Source organism: Micromonospora sp. NPDC000663 (assembly GCF_042898105.1).
Taxonomy (GTDB): Bacteria; Actinomycetota; Actinomycetes; order Mycobacteriales; family Micromonosporaceae; genus Micromonospora.
Genome location: NZ_JBIAYR010000005.1, coordinates 205,715 through 225,400, shown reverse-complemented (window position 1 = coordinate 225,400; position 19,686 = coordinate 205,715). Strand labels below are relative to the sequence as shown.

At 70.8% G+C, this 19,686-nt stretch carries 15 protein-coding genes and 1 pseudogene; 5 read left to right on the top strand and 11 right to left on the bottom strand.

Annotated features, from left to right (window positions below; all coding sequences use genetic code 11):
• Nucleotides 1-200: 200 nt before the first annotated feature.
• Nucleotides 201-1,022, top strand: coding sequence for a hypothetical protein (locus ACFY1S_RS19585; protein WP_387119827.1), 822 nt, complete (start codon nucleotides 201-203; stop codon nucleotides 1,020-1,022).
• A gap of 128 nt (nucleotides 1,023-1,150) precedes the next feature.
• Nucleotides 1,151-2,146 carry a reverse transcriptase family protein gene (locus tag ACFY1S_RS19580; protein ID WP_387119824.1) on the top strand — a complete coding sequence of 332 codons (996 nt, stop codon included), beginning with the start codon at nucleotides 1,151-1,153 and terminating at the stop codon, nucleotides 2,144-2,146.
• A 178-nt stretch (nucleotides 2,147-2,324) separates the two neighbouring features.
• Here ACFY1S_RS19580 and ACFY1S_RS19575 read toward each other — a convergent pair whose 3' ends face one another.
• Nucleotides 2,325-3,260, bottom strand: a complete 936-nt coding sequence (locus tag ACFY1S_RS19575) for a hypothetical protein (protein ID WP_387119821.1) — start codon at nucleotides 3,258-3,260, stop codon at nucleotides 2,325-2,327.
• Between the two features lie 496 nt (nucleotides 3,261-3,756).
• Between ACFY1S_RS19575 and ACFY1S_RS19570 the strand changes: the two genes are divergently transcribed.
• Entirely contained in the window at nucleotides 3,757-4,128 is a 372-nt protein-coding gene (locus tag ACFY1S_RS19570; RefSeq protein ID WP_387119819.1) for a hypothetical protein, read from the top strand.
• Nucleotides 4,129-5,065: 937 nt separating this feature from the next.
• Here ACFY1S_RS19570 and mptB (ACFY1S_RS19565) read toward each other — a convergent pair.
• The 5 genes from mptB (ACFY1S_RS19565) to ACFY1S_RS19545 are packed head-to-tail and all read right to left on the bottom strand — an operon-like array spanning nucleotide 5,066 to nucleotide 13,589.
• Complete coding sequence (gene mptB, locus ACFY1S_RS19565) at nucleotides 5,066-6,736, bottom strand: polyprenol phosphomannose-dependent alpha 1,6 mannosyltransferase MptB (protein ID WP_387119816.1); 1,671 nt, start codon at nucleotides 6,734-6,736, stop codon at nucleotides 5,066-5,068.
• Entirely contained in the window at nucleotides 6,733-8,151 is a 1,419-nt protein-coding gene (mptB, locus tag ACFY1S_RS19560; RefSeq protein ID WP_387119813.1) for a polyprenol phosphomannose-dependent alpha 1,6 mannosyltransferase MptB, read from the bottom strand. Before mptB (ACFY1S_RS19560) ends, mptB (ACFY1S_RS19565) begins: the two co-directional genes overlap by 4 nt.
• A 47-nt stretch (nucleotides 8,152-8,198) precedes the next feature.
• Nucleotides 8,199-9,815: a hypothetical protein gene (locus ACFY1S_RS19555; RefSeq protein ID WP_387119810.1), complete on the bottom strand. Its 1,617-nt coding sequence runs from the start codon at nucleotides 9,813-9,815 to the stop codon at nucleotides 8,199-8,201.
• A complete protein-coding gene (locus tag ACFY1S_RS19550; protein ID WP_387119807.1) occupies nucleotides 9,808-12,822 on the bottom strand; it encodes a bifunctional [glutamine synthetase] adenylyltransferase/[glutamine synthetase]-adenylyl-L-tyrosine phosphorylase in 3,015 nt (1,004 codons plus the stop codon). Before ACFY1S_RS19550 ends, ACFY1S_RS19555 begins: the two co-directional genes overlap by 8 nt.
• Nucleotides 12,822-13,589 (bottom strand): type 1 glutamine amidotransferase, encoded by a 768-nt coding sequence (locus ACFY1S_RS19545; protein WP_387119804.1) that lies wholly within the window; start codon nucleotides 13,587-13,589, stop codon nucleotides 12,822-12,824. The genes ACFY1S_RS19550 and ACFY1S_RS19545 overlap by 1 nt, the downstream gene beginning before the upstream one ends.
• A gap of 100 nt (nucleotides 13,590-13,689) precedes the next feature.
• Here ACFY1S_RS19545 and ACFY1S_RS19540 point away from each other — a divergent pair, with 100 nt between their 5' ends.
• Nucleotides 13,690-14,625: an LD-carboxypeptidase gene (locus ACFY1S_RS19540; RefSeq protein WP_387119802.1), complete on the top strand. Its 936-nt coding sequence runs from the start codon at nucleotides 13,690-13,692 to the stop codon at nucleotides 14,623-14,625.
• A 60-nt stretch (nucleotides 14,626-14,685) separates the two neighbouring features.
• Here ACFY1S_RS19540 and ACFY1S_RS19535 read toward each other — a convergent pair whose 3' ends face one another.
• Nucleotides 14,686-15,573, bottom strand: a complete 888-nt coding sequence (locus ACFY1S_RS19535) for a virginiamycin B lyase (RefSeq protein WP_387119799.1) — start codon at nucleotides 15,571-15,573, stop codon at nucleotides 14,686-14,688.
• 184 nt (nucleotides 15,574-15,757) lie between these two features.
• Here ACFY1S_RS19535 and ACFY1S_RS19530 point away from each other — a divergent pair.
• A pseudogene (locus ACFY1S_RS19530) lies at nucleotides 15,758-16,195 on the top strand (hypothetical protein); the annotation flags it as partial.
• Between the two features lie 311 nt (nucleotides 16,196-16,506).
• On the opposite strand, the gene ACFY1S_RS19525 reads toward ACFY1S_RS19530, so the two are convergent.
• From ACFY1S_RS19525 to glnA, 4 genes are all read right to left on the bottom strand, one after another.
• Complete coding sequence (locus tag ACFY1S_RS19525) at nucleotides 16,507-16,872, bottom strand: VOC family protein (protein WP_387119796.1); 366 nt, start codon at nucleotides 16,870-16,872, stop codon at nucleotides 16,507-16,509.
• Between the two features lie 108 nt (nucleotides 16,873-16,980).
• Nucleotides 16,981-17,673 carry a helix-turn-helix transcriptional regulator gene (locus tag ACFY1S_RS19520; RefSeq protein WP_387119792.1) on the bottom strand — a complete coding sequence of 231 codons (693 nt, stop codon included), beginning with the start codon at nucleotides 17,671-17,673 and terminating at the stop codon, nucleotides 16,981-16,983.
• Between the two features lie 34 nt (nucleotides 17,674-17,707).
• Nucleotides 17,708-18,133, bottom strand: a complete 426-nt coding sequence (locus tag ACFY1S_RS19515) for a DUF350 domain-containing protein (protein ID WP_364362486.1) — start codon at nucleotides 18,131-18,133, stop codon at nucleotides 17,708-17,710.
• Nucleotides 18,134-18,221: 88 nt separating this feature from the next.
• A complete protein-coding gene (glnA, locus tag ACFY1S_RS19510) occupies nucleotides 18,222-19,571 on the bottom strand; it encodes a type I glutamate--ammonia ligase (RefSeq protein WP_364362485.1) in 1,350 nt (449 codons plus the stop codon).
• Nucleotides 19,572-19,686 lie beyond the last annotated feature (115 nt).

Here is a 19,686-nt window from a genome sequence, read left to right as displayed (position 1 = left end):
GAGCGAGGACCGCGTTTCCTACAGGTGCGCCACTGAGCCGATGCCGGGGTAACCAGGTTTGCCAATGAGTAGGCCAACCCCGCCTGCGCTCAGGTGGCCTCATGTGGTCGAGCGTCCCCTCTTGGCGTCCACAAGGGCCCGTGCTCCGCGGCTTAGGACTTGTGAGGCGGAGTCTGCCGGCGGGCAGCGGCACGTGACTGATGACAGAACTAGAGCTAACGTATTTGGATGAACGTGAACTCTCGCAACTTTCGCTGCCGCGAGACGATTCATACGGTCACGACGGCGCAGCGGCCCGACCCAATGGAAGGCTCGATGCGGTGAGGCTAGTCATGGACGAGTCGGGGAACGGAAATACTTCCCAGCCGTTGATCGTCGGTGCCGTTGAACTGGGTGACGACGCAGATGACGTGGAGCAACAGGTCCGGGATCTGTATAAGCGCCTATGCGCAAAGAGGAGTTTTGTCGGACATCCGGGTTTCGATGAATTCCGAAAGAATGGATTTCACAGCGCAACTGACCCACTGGAGGTCTCCGGGCCATTCCTAGAGCTAATGCGCGTTCTCTTCTTTAGAGCGTATATAGTTGTCACTGATCGGACGGCCGTTCCCGGCAATACCGAAGCCGAGCGCATTGAGTTCATGTACGTAAAGCTGTTAAGCGATCTCTTGATCCGGCATCGTGACAAACCGGAGCTGCTCTGCATGATAGAGCAGAGCGAAGGCATGGGTGCCACTATTCGCCGGCTTCCCGGCAGCACTACCAGTCGGGCGCATAAAACGCTCGGCAAGGTAGCGCCTTTGCCGGAGCTGAAGATAGTTATGGTCGCCAAGGCGGACTACATGTCAGTCGCCATAATCGACTACATCATGTCGGCTGTGGCCAGATGGCTTCAAGCAAAACGCCCTGTAAGCCCTAAAGACTGGCCTTATAGAGCGTTCCGCGAGATAGAGCCATCCATTTCTCTACTCTATTCTTTTGAGGATGGGCGCATATCCAGCCGGAAGGAATCGCTTCATTGACGTGTGCTATACTGCGACCTGCGGTGGGGTTGCAGTCAACCTTGTGCGCGAGTTCGCGTGCGTTGCTTGATAGTCCTTGCATAGCGAGTGCGACCCTGCCGCCAAAAATCCGACGCCCGGGGTGATTAGTGCCATTCTCGGTTGATGATCTCGCGCAACATGCAGGCGTGTCGGCGGAAGTTCTGGAACGACTATCTTTGGCGCTTCCGCTTGGCGATGGACGACTCTATTTTTCCTGGACATCACGCAAGAAGCACGGCGGTATACGCGAAATATTCAAGCCGGCCGATCAATTCGATGCCATCACGAAAAACCTGCACCGAAGCTTCATGGACTTGTTGCCATACGATCCCCCCGGTCATGTCCATGGATTCGTCCGTGGGCGCTCCACGATCAGCAACGCGCGCCAACACCTCGGAAAGGACTGCGTATTGCGCGTAGACCTGGAGGACTTCTATCCCTCAATTAGAGCTGCAATGGTGCGAGCTTCATTGGAAGCGCAGGGATATGGCGATAAGGCTGCGGACACTGCGGTAAGCATCGTTACTATCGCCGGCAAGCTCCCAGCCGGGATAAGCACGTCACCCTTCTTGTCTAACCTGGTCTTCTGGGACACAGACCGGTCTCTTGCGGAGTATGCGGAGTCGGAGGGCCTTTCATTCACTCGATATGTGGACGATCTAGCCTTTTCCGGCGAGGTTAATGACCGTCATTTAGTGGATATCGAGCGCATTCTCGACGACGCTGGCTGGTCGGTGAATACACGCAAGACGGCCTTCATGCGCCGGGGTGGGCCGCAATATGTCACCGGCTTGTACGTCGGGGAGTCGGGCGGCCCACGGATCCCGCGAAAGACAAAGCGCCGCATGCGATGGATCCTGCACAAAATTTCAAAGTTCGGTTACGACACCTATATGGCAGAGTTCGGCGGCGAGGACGAGGCGATGCACCGGAATCGCCTATTGGGCTGGGCGTGTTACATTGCCGCAGTCGAGCCAGACTTTGGTTATCCCCTACTGCGAGCGTTCAATGACCTGGTTCCGGACGTGTATCCCGACTCAAGCGCATATGCTGACCTAGCTGGCTGGATCCACGTCGTAGACGACCTAGACGATCTCGCCTAGCCGCCCACGACAACTTTTCATCGTCCTCGCGGCGCAGCAGGCGTCGACGCCGAACTGATCTGCCGAGGTGATTGCGCTTGGCTTGCTGTCTAACGCGGCCGAGATTCCCGAAAACAGCACCTAGTCCGCCGCACATGCCCGCCAACATCAGCGTGTCGAGTCTCGCGATCGGGTGCCACTAGACTTGGCCTGGTAGATTCGCGTCTGGGGGTTGGTTGACCCTATATAGCCGTCGAGCAAAAGGAATTGTAGTAGCAGCTCGCCACCATCCCTTCTGGCGGAGATGTTCCTCCCAGTCTATTTCATTTAGTCTATCGACGGCAACGCAGTAGTGCAGGTCGTCTGCAGGGATGACGTTATGCTCGGTGAAATACCAGCCATCAAGCCGCTCAATGATCCGGCGAAGCGTTGACCGGTGGCCAAGAAGTTCCTGTGATCGAAGCTGGGTAACTTCGATGAGCATCTCAGAGAGGCTCTGGACCGACTCCGTGGGGTCGTTTAGGCCCACCCCAAGGTCGTGGCCCGATTTTCTGACCGCCCGCACAAGGACTTGATAAAAATCCTCTGCGGGCACCCCTTCCTCCCAGCGGTGCGACGAAATTATGTCGCCGCGATCCGTCTCCAGGCGAACTTCTAGGGTATGAGGTTCACTAATCACATACCGATAATGAAGATTCGTCTCCCAGATGGGAGATCGCACGCCGAGAGGGGTGATGATTCCGGTCTCAGTGGCGTTCTTTAGGCCGCGAAGTAGCGCTTCGCGTGACGGGTCCTGTGTCATTGAGCGATAGATATCCAGCTCTGATTCATGTTCTTGTCGCTGATTTTCAATCAGGGTCTGGCGAACGTCCTCAAGAGATCGCGCAGTCTCCTCGGATGCCTTCTTGGCCAAATCTGCCGTCACCTTGGCCTGATCCGCGACTTTCTCGATTCGCTCGAACCCAGTGCGCAACCGTGCGAGCACATACTCACCCGGAGCAAGCAGGAAAGCCACCACCGCAATATTGGCAAGCAAGTTGCTCCACCAAGGGTCGATGTCGCGCAGCAGCCAGGATGCCGCCGCGACGACTAGGCCTCCGGCCAGCGTTCCCCCGATCACAAGCATGCTTTTCATGTGCGGATACCCATTCTTGTTGAAGACGTGGTTAATCCTACGTTCCCCACGCAACCTAAGCACCGGCGCTAACGTCAGCGGCATTGCGGGACTTCAGCAGATCCACGTGCCGCAAAGCGCTCTAAATTCGCTACCCGTGCCACACAGACACCTCATCATTCGTCAATAGCGTTCGGAACACCACCCGCATGATCGGGTTCACTGACATGCGGCCGTCCGCGCGGAGGCCGCAGCTCAGTTGGCGTGCGACTGTCGCGCATCAGTCGACGGAGGCCAGCAGTTCGAGTGCAGTGCCGGTGAGAACTTTCCATACGTCTTCAAGGCGGCCCTGCGGGCCGCTCGCCGGCCACCTTCGCCGGCCGTCCGGCGGTGGCATCGGCGAGGCCAGCGGACGCGCCGAAGCCCGGCGGCATCCGATCAACGGTGACGCCGGGGCCTACAGCTTTCCGGGCTACGGACGAGCCGGTTGGTACTGTGCCGACGGAGGCCACCCGCCATGTCGATGGATGATCCACCGCAGGAAGCGACCGAAGCTGCCGTTGCGGAGTTGCTCAGTCTCACCTTCCTGTGGATCCGCGCCCTGTCCGCTCACCCGATCGAGGACCAATCGCCGGAAACGCTCGCGAAGCGCCGCCACCAGATCCACGAGTTGGCCGACATCTGCCACAACTTGCCGGGGCTGCTCCACCCGAGCAGGCGGCATAACCTCGCCGAAGGGCTTCGCTACCTGTGGCGCACATCGTCCCAGCGTAAGCGCGAGTGGATAACCGCCTGCTGGGACAGAGTCCACTATGACTACGGCTGGCTCACCGAACCGGGGTCCGAAGAGTTGGCCGCCGGCACTGGCAATAGCGCCTCCGGCGGGTAGGGCCTCCGGCCCTACGACCCGGGGATGGCCTCCGGCGGTCGGGGCTACTCGCCCCGAACCCTCGGCGACTCTGGGATGCCTCGGCCGCGACCGGGGACCCGTCGCCCACCAGAGGCCACCAGACCGCGCCGACCTGGTCCAGGTCGTTCGTCCAGTGGGGCGCTCCACCTGGACCAGGTCGGCGCGGTCTGGCAGGGCGGAGCCTGCGCGACGGGATGCCGCACCGGTCACCGTCGGAACCGCTCGCACACAACCCACCCCATGATCATTAGGTACACGAGGGGTACAGATGCCGCCTGGAAGCAGTGAATAACGATGAAAGTTGATATACGGCGTATGACCTGCTCAGGGGCTTGATCGACGCAACTCCCCCAGGTCAGCCGCCATGCGCGGTTAGTTCGCCATGTACTACGACTGCTGAGCTGCTACGACTGCTGATCAGTCACCCGCTCGAACGGCCCGGGCCGGCTTCGCAAACGCGGAGCCGGCCCGGCCCGTCTCCACACCCCGCTCCCCCACGCGCCCACGCCTACACACGCCCGCGCCCCCACGCGCCCACGCCCCGCGCCCCCACGCCCCGCGCCTGCACGCGCCCCGCTCCACGCCCCACGCCTCCGCCCGCCCCACGCCCCACGCGCCCACGCCCCGCGCCTGCACGCGCCCCGCCCCACGCCCCACGCCCCACGCGCCCACGCGCCCACGCGCCCACGCGCCCACGCCCCACGCCTCCGCGCCACGCGCCACGCGCCCGCGCCCGCGCCCGCGCCCGCGCCCGCGCCCAAGATCAGCTCAACTTCCCTGATGTTGCTGCCTCAGACGTCCGGGAGGCAGCAACATCCCCGATATTGCACGGATCTTCAATTGCCGATCTCACCGCACGACCTTGACCACTCCCGCGCGGTGATCACGCCGCCTGCGGGGCGTTCCGTCCGATTTGTTACAGGTCAACCTCATGATCACCGGGGCGGGGCCCGGGGGCCGTGGGAGTGGGCGGGGTGGGCGGGGTGCGGGCCGCGCGCGACGTATGCCGGAGGCGGGACACGCGCAGGATGAGCACGGCCAGGACCAGGGCGGTCATCGCCAGCGCGCCGGGGGCCTTGGTGAAGCGGGCCAGGTTGGTGCCGTCGGGCAGCACCAGGAAGGCGGCCGCCGCGACAGGCAGCACGAACCATGTCGTCCGGGTGGCGGTGAGTGCGAGCAGTGCCAGCGGCCAGGTCGCGTACCAGGGGTGGAAGACCGGGGACAGCACCACTGTGGCGACCAGTGCCAGCGCCGCGCCGTGCAGCGCCACCCGGGAGCGCACCACCTCCACCCGCTCCCCTGCGACACACGCATCGTCGAGCCGCGCCCCATCGAGCCACGCCCCATCGAGCCGCGCCCCGGCGACGCCCGCCCCATCGAGCCGCGCCCCGGCGACGCCCGCCCCATCGAGCCGCGCCCCGGCGACGCCCGCCCCGTCGACCCGCCGGGCGTCGTCGGATCCGTGCAGCACCCGCCAGGCCCGCCACCAGAGCACCACCAGCAGGATCGCGAGCAGCAGCAGCGCGGCAGCCCGAAGCACCTGCACCACCTGCGGGTCCTGGCCGATCAGCTCGCCGGCGTAGTCCACGACGAATCCGACGGCGGTGGGCGGGGAGGTCCACTGCTCCGAGTCGCCGCTGCGGGTCAGCCCGCCGATCCAGCCGAACCCGAGACCGGACAGCGCCGACGCGGCAAGCACCGCGCCGAGCAGCCCGCCGGCGAGCCAGCCGCCGTCGCGCAGCAGCTCCCGTACGGTGCAGCGGCCCCGCACTCCGGCCAGCACGGCGAACGGCACCACCACCACGGCGCTTGCCTTCACCGTCACCGCCAGACCGAGCAGCGCCCCGGCGAGCAGCAGCGCCGCCGGCCGGCCGGGCCGACGGAACACCATCAGCAGCCCGCACAGCAGCAGGCCCAGCATCACGGCGTCGTTGTGCGCGCCGGCCACCAGGTGTACGCCGACAAGCGGGCAGGCCAGCAGCAGCCAGACCGCCCGCCGGGGCGGCACTCCGGCCGCCCGGGCCAGTCGGGGCAGGCAGATCGCGGCCAGCAGCAGCCCTGCCACGGCGGTGACCCGTAGCAGCACCAGCGTCCCGGTGAGCCCGCCGCCGAGGTGCACCGCGAGTGCGGCGAGCAGCACGAACACCGGCCCGTACGGCGCCGGGGTGTCCCGCCAGATCGGCGCCACCGTCTCCACCCACGGGCAGCCGGCCGCGGCCACCCCGACGGCGTACGGGTCGACGCCGTGCGCGTACGTCCAGCCCTGGCAGGCGTACGAGTAGACGTCCCGGCTGCCCAAGGGTGGCGCGACGAGCAGTGGCAGTGCCCACAGTCCGGCGGTGACGTACGCCCACCGGGTCGACGGTGCTCCCCCGCGCAGTGACCACCATGCGCCGACCAGCAGCGCGGTGCCGGCCAGCCAGCAGGTGAGCGTGGCCGGGCCGTTCGGGGCTCGCCAGATCGACAGGGGTGTCACGCCCAGCGGGACGGCGTCGGGCAGAGCCCCGCCGAGACGGCCGGCCACGGCGAGCAGAACGGCGCCGAGCAGGCCCGCGTACCTGGCGGGAGAGGCACCGGGAGCGGTCACCGGCGCACCTTCCCCCAGTCGACGGCGACCGGCTGGCGGGCCGCCCGAGCCGACCGTACCAATCGGACGACAAGCACGATCACCAACAGCGTCATCAGTGGCGCCCCGACGGTCTTGGTGTAGCGGGGCAGGCCGGTGCCGTCGGGCAGCACCAGGAACGAGGCGACGAGCGCGACGACGATGAACCATCCGGTCCGTCGGGCGGTGGCGGCCAGCACGACCAGCGGCCACGTCCAGTACCAGGGGTGCACGACTGGGGCGAGCGCGACGGTGAGGGCGAGCGCGAGGCCGGCGTGGTGCAGGGGGTCGCGGGTGCGGGCCCGCCACCAGAGCCAGACGAGCAGCACGGCCAGGATGACAACGGCGATGCCGCGCGTCACCGGCAGCGCGTCGATGTGCCCGCCGAACAGCGCCGCGACATAGCCGACGGTCTGCCCGACGGCTGTCGACGGGGAGGTCCAGGCGACGGCGGCGCCGCCCTGGGAGAGTCCGCCGACCCAGCCGAAGTCCAGGCCGCCGAGGACCGTCACCCCCACGACGGACACGGCAGTGCCGGCGACCACCCAGCCGCCGTCGCGGATCAGCGTCCGGAGCCGGTACGGTCCGGCGGTGGCCGCCAGCGCGGCGAACGGCACCACCACCACGGCGGTCACCTTGATCGCCACCGCGAGTCCCAGGAGCAACCCGCCGACCAGCAGCATGGCGCGACGGCCCGGGTGGGATGCCACCACGGCCAGCCCGCCGACCAGCGCGGCGAGCATCAACACGTCGTTGTGCGGGCCGCCGATCAGATGCGCGGCGACGAGCGGGGATCCGAGTGCCAGCCACACGGCCCGCTGGGGCGGCACACCGGCCCGGCGGGCCAGGGCGGGCAGCGCCCACGCGGTCAGCACCACGCCGATCAGCGACAGTGCTCGGAACAGCACGATGCTGGCGGTCAACGAGCCGGTGATCTTGACCACCGCACCCGCGATGAGCACGAAGAGCGGCCCGTACGGCGCCGGGGTGTCGCGCCAGATCACCGACACGCTGTCCAGCCAGGGGCAGGGCAGCGCGGAGACGCCCTGCTCGTACGGGCTGATGCCGCCGACGAAGCTGGCGCCCTGGCAGGCGTACGCGTACACGTCGCGGCTGCCGAACGGCGGCGCGACGAGCAACGGCAGCAGCCAGAGCCCCACGGTGACCAGCGCCCACCGCGTCGACGGGCCTCCGTCGCGCAGAGCCCACCAGGCGTACGCCATGAGGCCGGCGCCTACCGCCCAGGCGGCGAGGATCAGCGGGCCGTGGGGCCCCTGCCAGATGCTGACCGGAGTGCTGCGCAGCGGGCCGCCGGGAAACGCGCCGCCGAGGTAGGCGGAGATCGCGAGCAGCGTCGAGCCGGCCAGGCCGGTCCAGCGCGCGAGGTGGGAAGGCACGCCCGACATGCTGCCAGCACCTCGGTCGGGGGACGACGGCAGCACCGTCAGCAGTGGTTCGCCGGCGTGAGTCCGCTGGACACCGTGTAGTCGCCTGCCGCACGGACCCGCACCTCGGTCCACCCGTCCGCGCCGGGGCGTACGCAGCCGTCCGGGCCGGTCAGCGAGAGCCAGCGTGACCAGCGCACCCGCACCGGCACGTCGCCGGGCGCGGCGGTCAGGCGGACCGAGCCGCGGTCGGCGGTGACGAGCTGCCCCGGGGCACCGACCAGCGGTGTCGGGTCGACAACTGCGTACATCCGCCAGGTCGGGTCGCTCCAGACCTCCCGCAGGTACGGCAGGCCGGCGCGGATCAGCGCGGCCTCGTCGCGGCCCCACCGGTCGGCGGGTGCGTCCGGGGCGAGCACGACGTAGCTCACCGCCTCGTGCCGTAACCACTGCTCGTACGTCTGCGCGCTCAGGCTGCCGTCGTAGAACAGCGCGTTGCGGTCGCTGTCGACCTGGCGTTCCCAGCCCCTGGCCAGTGGCACTGTCGGCGGCAGGTACGCGGACTCCCAGTGGTCGCGCAACGGCACCACCTCGACCCGTCCGACCGGCTGCCGCCTGTCGAGTTCGGTGACGAGCGGCCGGTAGAAGCCCGCGGCGCTCTCCGGCGAGCCGGCGCGGGTCACGTCGCTCGTCATCACCGGCGACTGCCACCACACGGTGGCGGCGAGCAGCCCGGCCAGCCACGGGCCGGGTAGCGCGGCGTAACCGGCGAGCACGGGCAGGGCGAACAGCATCGGCAGTCGCAGCGCGTTGGAGCCGATCGGGCTGGGCACGTAGTACGCGCCGACCAGGAGCAGCACGGTGAGCGCCGCGCCGATGCGCAGCACCCGGCGGCGGCGCGGCAGCACGACCGCCACCAGCACCGCGAGCGCGACGTTGATCCGCATCGACTCGGCCGAGTACGGCTGGGTGCCGCCGTTGCCGAAGAGGACCGCGACAGGTGCCAGCGTGACGGCGGGCGCCACGGCCAGGACGAGCCCCTCGGCGACAGGGCGGTCGATCCGCCAGCCGCCGGGCAGCGGGCGGCCCGGCCCGGCGCCGGTGCGCAGGGCGGACAGCAGCAGCGCCGCGCCGGCCAAGCCGGTGAACAGGCCCGCGACCGGGCTCGCCGCCGTGGCCAGGGCGGCGCATCCGGCGGCGAGTACCAGCCTCAGCCAGCGCGGCGGGCGGTCCGCGCTTACCGCGCAGAGCGCCAGCAGACCGAACGTCAGCCCGACGGCGAAGGTGATCCGACCGCTGGCCAGATTGCCGACAAGCACCACGGCGCCGAGGACGCCTGCCAGCAGGGGCCGGCGGGCCCGGTTGCGGGCGAACAGCCACGCCAGCGCGGCCGCGCCGAGCACGGCGGCGAGAGCCCCCAGCGGGCGCACCCCGACCAGCGCACCCCACCTGGCCGTGAAGAGGCTGTAGCCGTACTGGTTGACGCCGCCGTACCAGCCGAGGTCGATCGGTGTGCCGCCGTACCGGTCGGCGAACTCGGCGCGGGCCACCTGGGCGGCGAGGTCGGTGCCCATCGGCGGCGCGACCAGGAACACGGCGGCGAGGACCACCGCCACCCCGGTCGCCGCCGCCCAACCGGTGCGCTGCCCGGCCGGGCGCGTCGACGCGTCAGGCATCGAGGACACGTTCCGTGGCGGCTCGGGAGCGGCGGGCGGTGCGCAGGTACTCGTCGAGGAACTCCCCCGGGTCGTCGCGGCCGAGCAGCCGGACCACCCCGGCCAGCTCCACCCCGTGCCGGGGCAGTTGGTCACCGGCCCGACCCCGGACCAGCATCAACGCGTTGCGGACCTGCGCGGCCAGGGACCAGCCGGCGGCCATCTCCGCGGCGTCCGCCGGGTCGACCAGGCCCGCCTCGGCGGCGGCCGCGAGGGCGTCGAGGGTACGCGTGCCGCGCAGCGCCGGATTCGCGCCGGCATGCCGGAGCTGGACGAGCTGCACCGCCCACTCCACGTCGGCGAGCCCGCCCCGGCCCAGCTTGGTGTGGGTGGCCGGGTCGGCGCCCCGGGGCAGCCGCTCGGTCTCCACGCGGGCCTTGATCCGGCGGATCTCGACGACCTGCTCGCGGGTCAGCCCGTCGGCGGGGTAGCGCACCGGGTCGATCATCGCCTCGAACTCGGCGCCCAGGTCGGCGTCGCCGCAGACGAACCGGGCACGCAGCAGCGCCTGCGCCTCCCACACGCGGGACCAGCGGGCGTAGTACTGCGCGTACGCGGCGAGACTGCGCACCAGCGGACCCTGCCGGCCCTCCGGACGCAGGTCGGCGTCGACGCCGAGCGGCGGGTCGGGGGCGGGTACGCCGAGCAGCCGGCGCAGTTCCTCGGCGATGCCGTGCGCGGCGGCGCTGGCGGCGCTCTCGTTGCCGCCGGCGGGCGGGTCGTAGACGAAGAGGACGTCGGCGTCGGAGAGGTAGTTCGACTCGTACCCGCCGAGCCGGCCCATGCCGATGACGGCGAACCGCAGCCCTTCCGGTGCCGGTTGGCTGGCCTGGGCGGCCCGCAGCGCGGCGGCCAGTGTGGCGTCGGTGACGTCGGAGAGCGCCGTGCCGACCTCGGTGATGTCGGACAGCCCGGGTGCCCGCTTCGCGCCGTCCGCGCGGGTGGGCGCGGGTGCGAGCGCGCCCGCACGGCAGAGCACGTCGGCGCACGCCACCCGGACCAGTTCCCGACGCCGCAGTGCCCGCACCGCGCTTGTCGCCTCCACCGGATCGGTGTGCCGGGCCGCCGCCGCCAGGAACCCCTCGCGCAGCACCTCGCGGGAGCGCGGGGCCAGTTCGTTCTCCTCGGCCAGCAGCCGCAGCGCCTCCGGGTCGCGGGCGAGCAGGTCGGCGACGTACCGGGACAGGGCGAGGACGCGGGCCAGCCGCCGGGCCACCGGGCCGCCGTCGCGCAGCAGCCGCAGGTACCAGGGTGTGCTGCCCAGCTTGTCGGAGACCTTGCGGTAGTTGAGCAGCCCCCGGTCCGGTTCCGGCGCGTCGGCGAACTCGCTGAGCAGCACCGGCAGCAGGGTCCGCTGGATGGCCGCCGTACGGCTCACCCCGCCGGTGAGCGCCTGGAGGTGGCGCAGCGCCCCGGCCGGGTCGGCGAACCCGAGGATCTCCAGGCGGTGCCGCGCCGCTTCCGGAGTGAGCCGCAGCCCGTCGGCCGGGACCCGGGCCACCGACTCCAACAGCGGCCGGTAGAGCAGTTTGGCGTGCAGCCGGCGTACCTCGGCGGCGTGGGTGACCCACTCGGCCCGGAAGCTCTCCACGGCGCTGCGCCCCGGCGTGGCGGTGAAACCCAGCGCGGCGGCCAGCCAGCGCAGCGCGGCCGGCTCGGTGGGCACGGTGTGCGTACGCCGCAGGCCCTGTAGTTGCAGCCGGTGCTCGACGCTGCGCAGGAAGCGGTAGCCGCGCAGCAGGGCCTCGCCGTCGGCGCGACCGACGTAGCCTCCGGCGACGAGCGCCCGCAGCGCCGGGAGGGTGCCCGGCGCCCGCAGCGTCTCGTCGCCGCGCCCGTGCACGAGTTGCAGCAACTGGACGGCGAACTCGATGTCGCGCAGCCCGCCGGGGCCGCGCTTGATCTCGCGTTCCAGCTCCTTGGGCGGGATGTGGTCGATGATCCGGCGACGCATCGCCCGGACGTCCTCGACCGCCTCGGGCCGCTCGGCCGCCCGCCACACCAGCGGCGCGAGCTGGTCGATCCACTCCTGGGCCAGCGGCAGGTCACCGGCGGCCGGGCGGGCCTTGAGCAGCGCCTGGAACTCCCAGGTGCGCGCCCACCGGCGGTAGTAGGCGAGGTGGCTGGCGAGGGTACGCACCAGCGGGCCCCGGTTGCCCTCCGGGCGCAGCGCGGCGTCCACCGGCCAGGCGACAAGCCCACAGATCTGGATCAGCCGGGTCGCCACGAGGGTCGCGGCGGGCAGGTCGGCGTCCTCGGCCGCCACGAAGATGACGTCCACGTCGGAGACGTAGTTCAGTTCCCCGCCACCGCACTTGCCCATCGCCACGACCGCCAGCCGGGGCCGTTCGGTGCCCTCGGCCAGCTCGTCGACGGCGATCTCGTACGCCGCGGCAAGCGTCGCGTCGGCAAGCGCGGACAGCGCGGCCATGGTCTGTTCCAGGCCGCGCCCGCCGGTGAGGTCGGCCGCCGCGATGCGCAGCAACGCCAGCCGGTACGCGGCCCGCAGCACCGCCACCGAATTGCCGTCGCCTGCGGGTTCCAGCCGGCCCTCGGCGGTGGGCGCGAGCCCGTCCGGGGCGGTACGCAGCGCCTGGTAGTGCTCGGGGTGCGCCACCAGGTGGTCGCCGAGCGCCGACGAGGCGCCGAGCACCGCGATCACCCGCCGCCGCAGGCCGGGATCGGCGTGCAGATCCGCGAGCAGCGGCGACGCGGTGCCGCCTGTCGTGCGGCGTTCGGTCTCGACGATGCGGTGCAGTTGGCGCAGCGCCAGGTCCGGGTCGGCGGCCCGGGACAGCGCGGCCAGCAGTTCGGCGGCTGGCTCGTCGACCGGCTCCTGCTCGTCCGGTCGCCACAGCCCCAGCCCGTCGGGGCCGAGCAGGTCGGCGGCACGCGCCCCGCCGTCGCCGTCGGCGGTGCCGAAACCGTAGCGGGCAAGCCGGCCCGGCGCCCTGGTCGGTCGGCTCATCAGTGCCCGAGCAGCGGCAGGCCCCGCCGCACCGTGCTGTCGTCCAGCTCGCCGAGCGCGAGGGCGGCGAACCGGGCGGCGAACGGCTGCCAGACCTCCTCGACGTCCACCATCACCGAGTCGCACGCCGCGACGACAAGTTCGGGGTCGTACCCCAGCTCGGCGAGTTGAGCCGAGTCGGTGGCCCAGTCGGCGATCATCGCGGTGTCGCACTCGATGTGGAACTGCAGACCCCACGCCCGGTCACCGAGCCGGAACGCCTGATGGGGGTAGCGGGTGGAGGCGGCCAGCAGGGTGGCGCCCCGGGGCAGTTCGGTGATCTCGTCGGAGTGCCACTGCAGGACGTCCGGGATCAGCGGCACGTACCGGAACAGCGGGTCGTTCTCGGCGGCGTCGCGCCGGCCGACCACGCCGGGGCCGATCTCCGGCCCGGACGGGCTCCGCTCGACCAGGCCGGCGTGCGCGGTGGCGAGCAGCTGCGCGCCCAGGCAGACGGCCAGGGTGGGCACCCGGTAGCGGACCGCCTTGCGCAGCAGGCCCTCCACGGCGGGGAACCACGGCGCGCCGGGCGAGCCGTCCGGCAGCGGGTACGCCTGCTGGTCGCCGCCGAGCACCACGAGCGCCGCGTACCCCTCCAGGTCGGCGGGCATCTCGTCGCCGGCGTGTGGGCGTACGACCCACAGCTCCAGCCCGGCCTCGGTCAGCCACTCACCCAGCCGGCGGGCGTCATCCGTCGGGTCGTTCTCGATCACCAGCGCGGTTGCCACCCGTCGAGGCTAGCGGGTTCGCCGCGCAGGGCCACGCCCCGCCACGGGTCCGGCCGCCGGGCGCCGCCGCCCGCTGACGGTGTGGCTAGGCTCTGCGGTTGTGATCAGCGAGGATTCGGCAGTCGTCCGCCCACCGGTGCTGCGCCCGGGTGACGCGGTGGCACTCGTGTCACCGTCCGGGCCGACGTCGCCGGAGCGGGTGGCACGAGGGGTGGAACTGCTCACCGGTTGGGGTCTGCGGCCGGTGCCGGCGCCGAACGCGTACGCCCGGCACGGCTACCTGGCCGGTACTGACGACGTACGCGCCGCCGACCTGAACGCGGCCTTCGCCGACCCGGAGATCCGGGGGGTGATCTGCACCCGGGGCGGCTACGGCGTCCAGCGGATCGTCGACGCCATCGACATGGCGGCCGTGCGCCGCGACCCGAAGGTGGTGGCCGGCTTCTCCGACATCACGGCGTTGCAGTTCGCGCTGTGGCGGGGTGCCCGGCTGGCCGGCGTCCACGGCCCGGGCGCCGCCTGGCGGGACGAGCGCACCCCCCTGCGCTCGGCCGAGTCGTTGCACGCCGCCCTGATGACCACCGGGGACGTGTCGGTCAGCGCCGTCCCGGGCGAGGACACCTTCGCCGTCCGCGTCCCGGGTCGGGCCACCGGCACCCTGCTCGGCGGCAATCTCTGCATGATCGTCGCGTCGGTCGGCACCCCGGACCTGCCCGACCTGACCGGTGCGGTGCTGTTGATCGAGGACGTACAGGAGCCTCCGTACAAGGTCGACCGGATGCTCACCCAGCTGCGCCGGGCCGGCGCGCTGGACGGGCTGGCCGGGGTGGCGCTCGGGCAGTTCACCGACTGCGGGGACGGCTGGGACACCACGATCGTGGACGTCCTCACCGAACGCCTCGGCGACCTGGGCGTACCGGTCCTCGGCGGCCTACCGATCGGCCACGGCCCCGACCAACTGACCGTCCCGGTGGGCACCAGTGCGACCCTGGACACCGAAACCGGAACCCTGAGCGTCTCCCCCGCCGTCCGCTGACCCCCGGTGATCAAGAGGTTCGCGTCAGTTCCGGCCCGGATTCTGACGCGAACCTCTTGATCACGCGGCTGGGGTCAGGTGGGCCACCGCGCCGATCTCCAGGGCGGCCCAGACGCCGTCGGGGGTGACCGTGATGCCGTGGGGTTCGGCGTTGGGGGTTGGCAGGGGGTAGCTCTCGATCCGTCCGGTGGGGTCGAGGTGGCCGATCCGGTTGGCCCCCCACTCGGTGAACCAGGCGCCGCCGGCCGGGTCGGCCACGATGGCGTGCGGCCGGGCCGCCCGGTCCGGCAGCGGGATCTCGGTCACCTCGCCGTCCGGGGTGACCCGGCCGAGCTGACCGGCGGTGATCTCCACGAACCAGATGGCGCCGTCGCCACCGGGGGCGATGCCGACCGGGCCGGCGTTTCCGGTGGGCAGTGGGTGCAGGGTGACCCTGCCGTCGAGGTCGATCCGGCCGATGGCGTTCGCCTGGTTGAGGGTGAACCAGACCGCGTCGTCCGGCCCGGCGGTGATCATCGAGGCGAACGCGCCGGTCGCGGGTAGCGGGAACACCTCGACGCCTCCGTCGGTGTCCACCCGGCCGATCGTGTCGGAGGTCATGCCCGCGTACCAGAGCGCGCCGTCCGGGCCGGTGGCGATACCGCCCGGCCCCGTGCCGGCCGGCAGTGCGACCGTGCGCTGGTCGCCGTCGACGCTGATCCGGCCGATCCGGTCATCACCGGAGCGGGTAAACCAGAGCGCCCCGTCCGGACCGGCGGTGATGATCAGCGGTCGGCCACCCGCCGGGTCCAGCGGGTGGGTCCGTACCGCGCCGTCGACCCCCAGGCGGGCGATCGCGCCACCGTGGGCGAGCGTCAGCCAGAGTGCGCCGTCGGGGCCGGGCGTGATGCCGTACGGGCCGGCGCCCGGCTCGGCGAGGGGGATCTCCCGAATCTCGGCGGTCGTCACGAGGCGCGATCCTTTCGTCGGGGCTTTCCCACCCTGACCGTACGGACGGCGACGTCGCAACCGGTTTGTCCGGCTGCCGAGCCGGATTGCCAGCCCGCTGACAGGGTCGCCATGGGTTGCGCCCAGCCTCCCCGGTCACTGTCGGTGACGTCATCGCAGCACCAAACGACAATCTGGAGGACCGATGTTCCGCACGATGTCGAAGAAGCACCTGCTGGCCAGCGTGGCCGCAGCCGGTGTGCTCGGCGTGGGGATCGCCGCCCCCACGATGGCGTTCGCCGCTGACGGGGGCACCCCGACGCCGAGCGCCAGCAGCGCCGAGCGGAAGCAGGACCGGCACGGTGAGTTCGCCGAGAAGCTCGCCCAGGAGCTGGGTGTGCCCACCGAGAAGGTGACCGCCGCACTGGAGAAGCTGCGCGAGGAGCACAAGCCGGCCGACCGGCCGCAGCGCCCGTCCGCCGAGGACCGCCAGGCCGCCCTGAAGGAGCGGCTGGACCAGGCAGTCAAGGACGGCAAGATCACCCAGGAGCAGGCCGACGCCATCACCAAGGCCGTCGAGGCCGGCGTCTTCCCCGGCCCCGGCGAGAAGGGCGGCCCGGGTCACCGGGGCGGGCCGGTTGGCCACGGCGACAGGAGCGGGCCTGGTGCCAAGGACGGGCAGGGCGACAAGGGCGACAAGGGCAGCCCCGCCGGCGCCCCGGAGGGCTCCGACCAGCAGGACGCCCCGGAGGCCACGCCCGGCGCGTGATCCCGGCTTGATCCACACCGTTTCGCCGATGTGGCGGTGTCCGTACGCCTGGACACCGCCACATCGGGGATCTGGAGTCGATCAGCTCGCTGGACACCGCTCGGCGACCGGAGTCGATCAGCGCGGCGGACCGGCGCCGACGGCCTGCGTGGTCCGTCGGCCACAGCGGGCCGCCGGGCCGGGGCTCAGGCCTGCGCGGGTGGGGGCGCAAACAGTCCCACCCGGTTCCCGACCGGGTCGAGCAGTTGGGCGCGGACCAGGCCGCTCGGCGTCGTCGCCGGCGGCACCAGCACCGTGCCGCCGGCCGCCTCGGCCCGACGGCAGGTCTCCGCGACGTCGGCCACCTCGGCGTAGAACGCCGCGTAGTTCGGTGCGTCGTCGCTGATGGTCCGGATCGCCCCGCCGATCCCGGTGTCGCCACCGGCGCCTGTCACACGGTACGACGGGCCCTGCTGCTCGAAGGTCCAGCCGAACAGCTCTCCGTAGAACCGTTGCGCCTCTTCCGGCCGGTCCGTGCCGAACTCGAACCAGGTGATGGGCGTCGTGGACATGTACTGCCTCCAGTGTTTCCAAAGCCGGCCGTTCGGCCGTCGTCTGGAGCAGTCTCGGGCCCGTGCGCGACACCGTCCTGTCGGTGTTTCCGGATCACCTGACAGGGGTCAGACCAGGCTCACCGACCGGACCCGCTCGTGCGGAATGTCGAGATCGCTCGGGCGCCACTCCCGGGACACCACCTCGGACAGCGCCCGAACCATCCGGATCCGGTCGGTCCGGAAACAGCGCAGCTCGCCGCGGAGCCGACACCAGGCCACCAGATACCAGTGTCGGTGGTTGCCGAGGTAGCCCACCGGCTCGACGTCGCGGACCGAACCCGCGCCGTCGCGGTCGGCGTACCCGATGCGCAGCACCCGCCTCGCGGACACCGCGTCGGCGACGATGGCCGGGACGGGCGTGGCCGGCCCGTCGCCGACCAGGTGCACCCGGCCGGCGAGGCGGTGCGCCTCGGCGGCCTCGGCGGCCGGAAGCACCGCCACCAGCTTGCGCAGAGCGGTGCCACCCGGCCCGGCGAACGGCGTGCCCGCAAGCCGGTGCAGCGCGACAGCCATCGCCACCGCCTCGGCCGGGGTGAGGTTGACCGGTGGCAGGGTGCGGGCGCGGTCCAGCGTGTAGCCGCCGGTGCGCCCCGGCTCGGCCCAGATCGGCACCCCGGCCTCCTGGAGGGCGCCGAGGTCCCGTTCGATGGTCCGGCTGCTCACCTCGAAGCGGGCCGCCAGCCAGCGGGCGCTGCGCGGACGCGGCGACACCGCCCGCAACTCCTCGACCAGGGCGTAGAGCCGGTCCGTACGGTTCATGCCCGGCACGCTACGGCCGGGGTACGACGAACGCTCAGGCGATGCAGGCGCAGACGATGAGCGCTGCGCCGAAATGGGTGGCGGCGCTGACCCGGGCCGCCGGATGCGGCTCGGGCGAGCAGATGACCTCACCCAGCTTGCCGGGCGTGAGCAGGTCGAGCACGAAGAAGGCCAGCGCCATGATGCCCAGCCCGAGCAGGCCGAACACCACGGTGGAGGCGAGCCCCTTACCGAAGTCGCTGTAGCTGGTCAGGATCGCCGTGAAGACGATCCCGGCGATGCCGAGCTGGTTGGCGGCGAGCAGCAGCCCCGCGTTGGTGTTGCGGTCCACCCAGATCAGGTCCCGCAACCGCCCCGGCGTGAGCAGGTCGACCAGGCCGAACCCGGCCGCCATCAGCCCCACGCCGACGATCCCGAACACGACGCTCTGCCAGGCACCGCTGAGCAGATCCTCCAGCACCGACTGCCTCCCGACTCTCCGCCCGGAAGGGGTACCGGCGCGGTGATCGAGACGATAGCGGCAGCGCGCAACCGCGTCAGCCCCGGCGTTACAGCGCCAGGTAGCGCTGCCGCTCGTACGGGGTGACCTCGCGGCGGTACTGCTCCCACTCGGCCCGCTTGTTGCGCAGGAAGAAGTCGAAGACGTGCTCGCCCAGCACCTCGGCGACCAGCTCGGACTCGGCCATCACGTCGATCGCCTCGGCCAGGTTCTCCGGCAGCGCCTCGTACCCCATGGCGCGGCGTTCGGCGCTGGTCAGCGACCACACGTCGTCCTCGGCGCCCGGCGGCAGCTCGTACCCCTCCTCGATGCCCTTCATGCCGGCACCGAGCAGCACCGCGAACGCCAGGTACGGGTTGGCCGCCGAGTCCGGCGAGCGGACCTCGACCCTTGCCGAGTTCGGCTTGCCGTACGCGGGCACGCGGACCAGCGCGGAGCGGTTCAGGTGACCCCAGCAGACGTACGCCGGGCTCTCCGTGATGCGGTCCGGCAGGTGCTGCGGGAAGAGCCGCTTGTACGAGTTGACCCACTGGTTGGTGACGGCCGTGTATTCGCGGGCGTGCATCAGCAGGCCGGCGATGAACGACTTCGCCACCTTGGACAGCTTCATCGGGTCGCCCGAGTCGTGGAACGCGTTGCGCTCGCCCTCGAACAGCGACAGGTGGGTGTGCATCCCGCTGCCCGGCTGGTCGGTGAACGGCTTCGGCATGAAGCTGGCCTGCACGCCCGTGGAGAGCGCCACCTCCTTGACCACGTGCCGGAAGGTCATGATGTTGTCGGCGGTGGTGAGCGCGTCGGCGTACCGGAGGTCGATCTCCTGCTGGCCGGGCGCGACCTCGTGGTGGCTGAACTCGACCGAGATGCCGATGCGTTCCAGGGCCAGCACGCCCTGGCGGCGGAAGTCCCGGGCCACGGCGTGGGTGGTGTGCTCGAAGTAGCCGCCGGTGTCGACGGGCGTCGGCACGGACCCGTCCTGCGGGCCGTTCTCCAGCAGGAAGAACTCGATCTCGGGGTGGGTGTAGAAGGTGAAACCCTTCTCGGCGGCCTTGGACAGCCCTCGGCGCAGCACGTGCCGGGGGTCGGCCCAGGACGGGCTGCCGTCGGGCAGCAGGATGTCGCAGAACATCCTGGCGCTCTCGCCGCTGACCCCACCCTCGAACGGGAAGACCTGGAAGGTGGTCGGGTCGGGCATGGCCACCATGTCCGATTCGAAGACCCGCGCGAAGCCCTCGATCGCCGAACCGTCGAAGCCGATGCCCTCCTCGAAGGCCGACTCCAGCTCCGCGGGGGCCACCGACACGCTCTTGAGCGTGCCCAGCACGTCGGTGAACCACAGCCGGACGAACCGGATGTCCCGCTCTTCCAGCGTACGGAGGACGAACTCCTGCTGACGGTCCACTTCCCCAACCCCTCGCGACACTCTTTTGTCCGCCTTGGCCGGGCTCTACCCGACCTGACCGCCCAGTGTTCCCGGGCCCGGTTACGCAGACGTTACGCGAACCGCCGCCCGCCGT

Bases quoted from the DNA above. Each gene is read 5' to 3' on its own strand.
- ACFY1S_RS19585 (WP_387119827.1), top strand. From the start codon at position 201: ATGACAGAACTAGAGCTAACGTATTTGGATGAACGTGAACTCTCGCAA.
- ACFY1S_RS19525 (WP_387119796.1), bottom strand. From the start codon at position 16,872: ATGTCCACGACGCCCATCACCTGGTTCGAGTTCGGCACGGACCGGCCG.
- ACFY1S_RS19520 (WP_387119792.1), bottom strand. From the start codon at position 17,673: ATGAACCGTACGGACCGGCTCTACGCCCTGGTCGAGGAGTTGCGGGCG.
- ACFY1S_RS19575 (WP_387119821.1), bottom strand. From the start codon at position 3,260: ATGAAAAGCATGCTTGTGATCGGGGGAACGCTGGCCGGAGGCCTAGTC.
- ACFY1S_RS19570 (WP_387119819.1), top strand. From the start codon at position 3,757: ATGTCGATGGATGATCCACCGCAGGAAGCGACCGAAGCTGCCGTTGCG.
- ACFY1S_RS19550 (WP_387119807.1), bottom strand. From the start codon at position 12,822: ATGAGCCGACCGACCAGGGCGCCGGGCCGGCTTGCCCGCTACGGTTTC.
- ACFY1S_RS19555 (WP_387119810.1), bottom strand. From the start codon at position 9,815: ATGCCTGACGCGTCGACGCGCCCGGCCGGGCAGCGCACCGGTTGGGCG.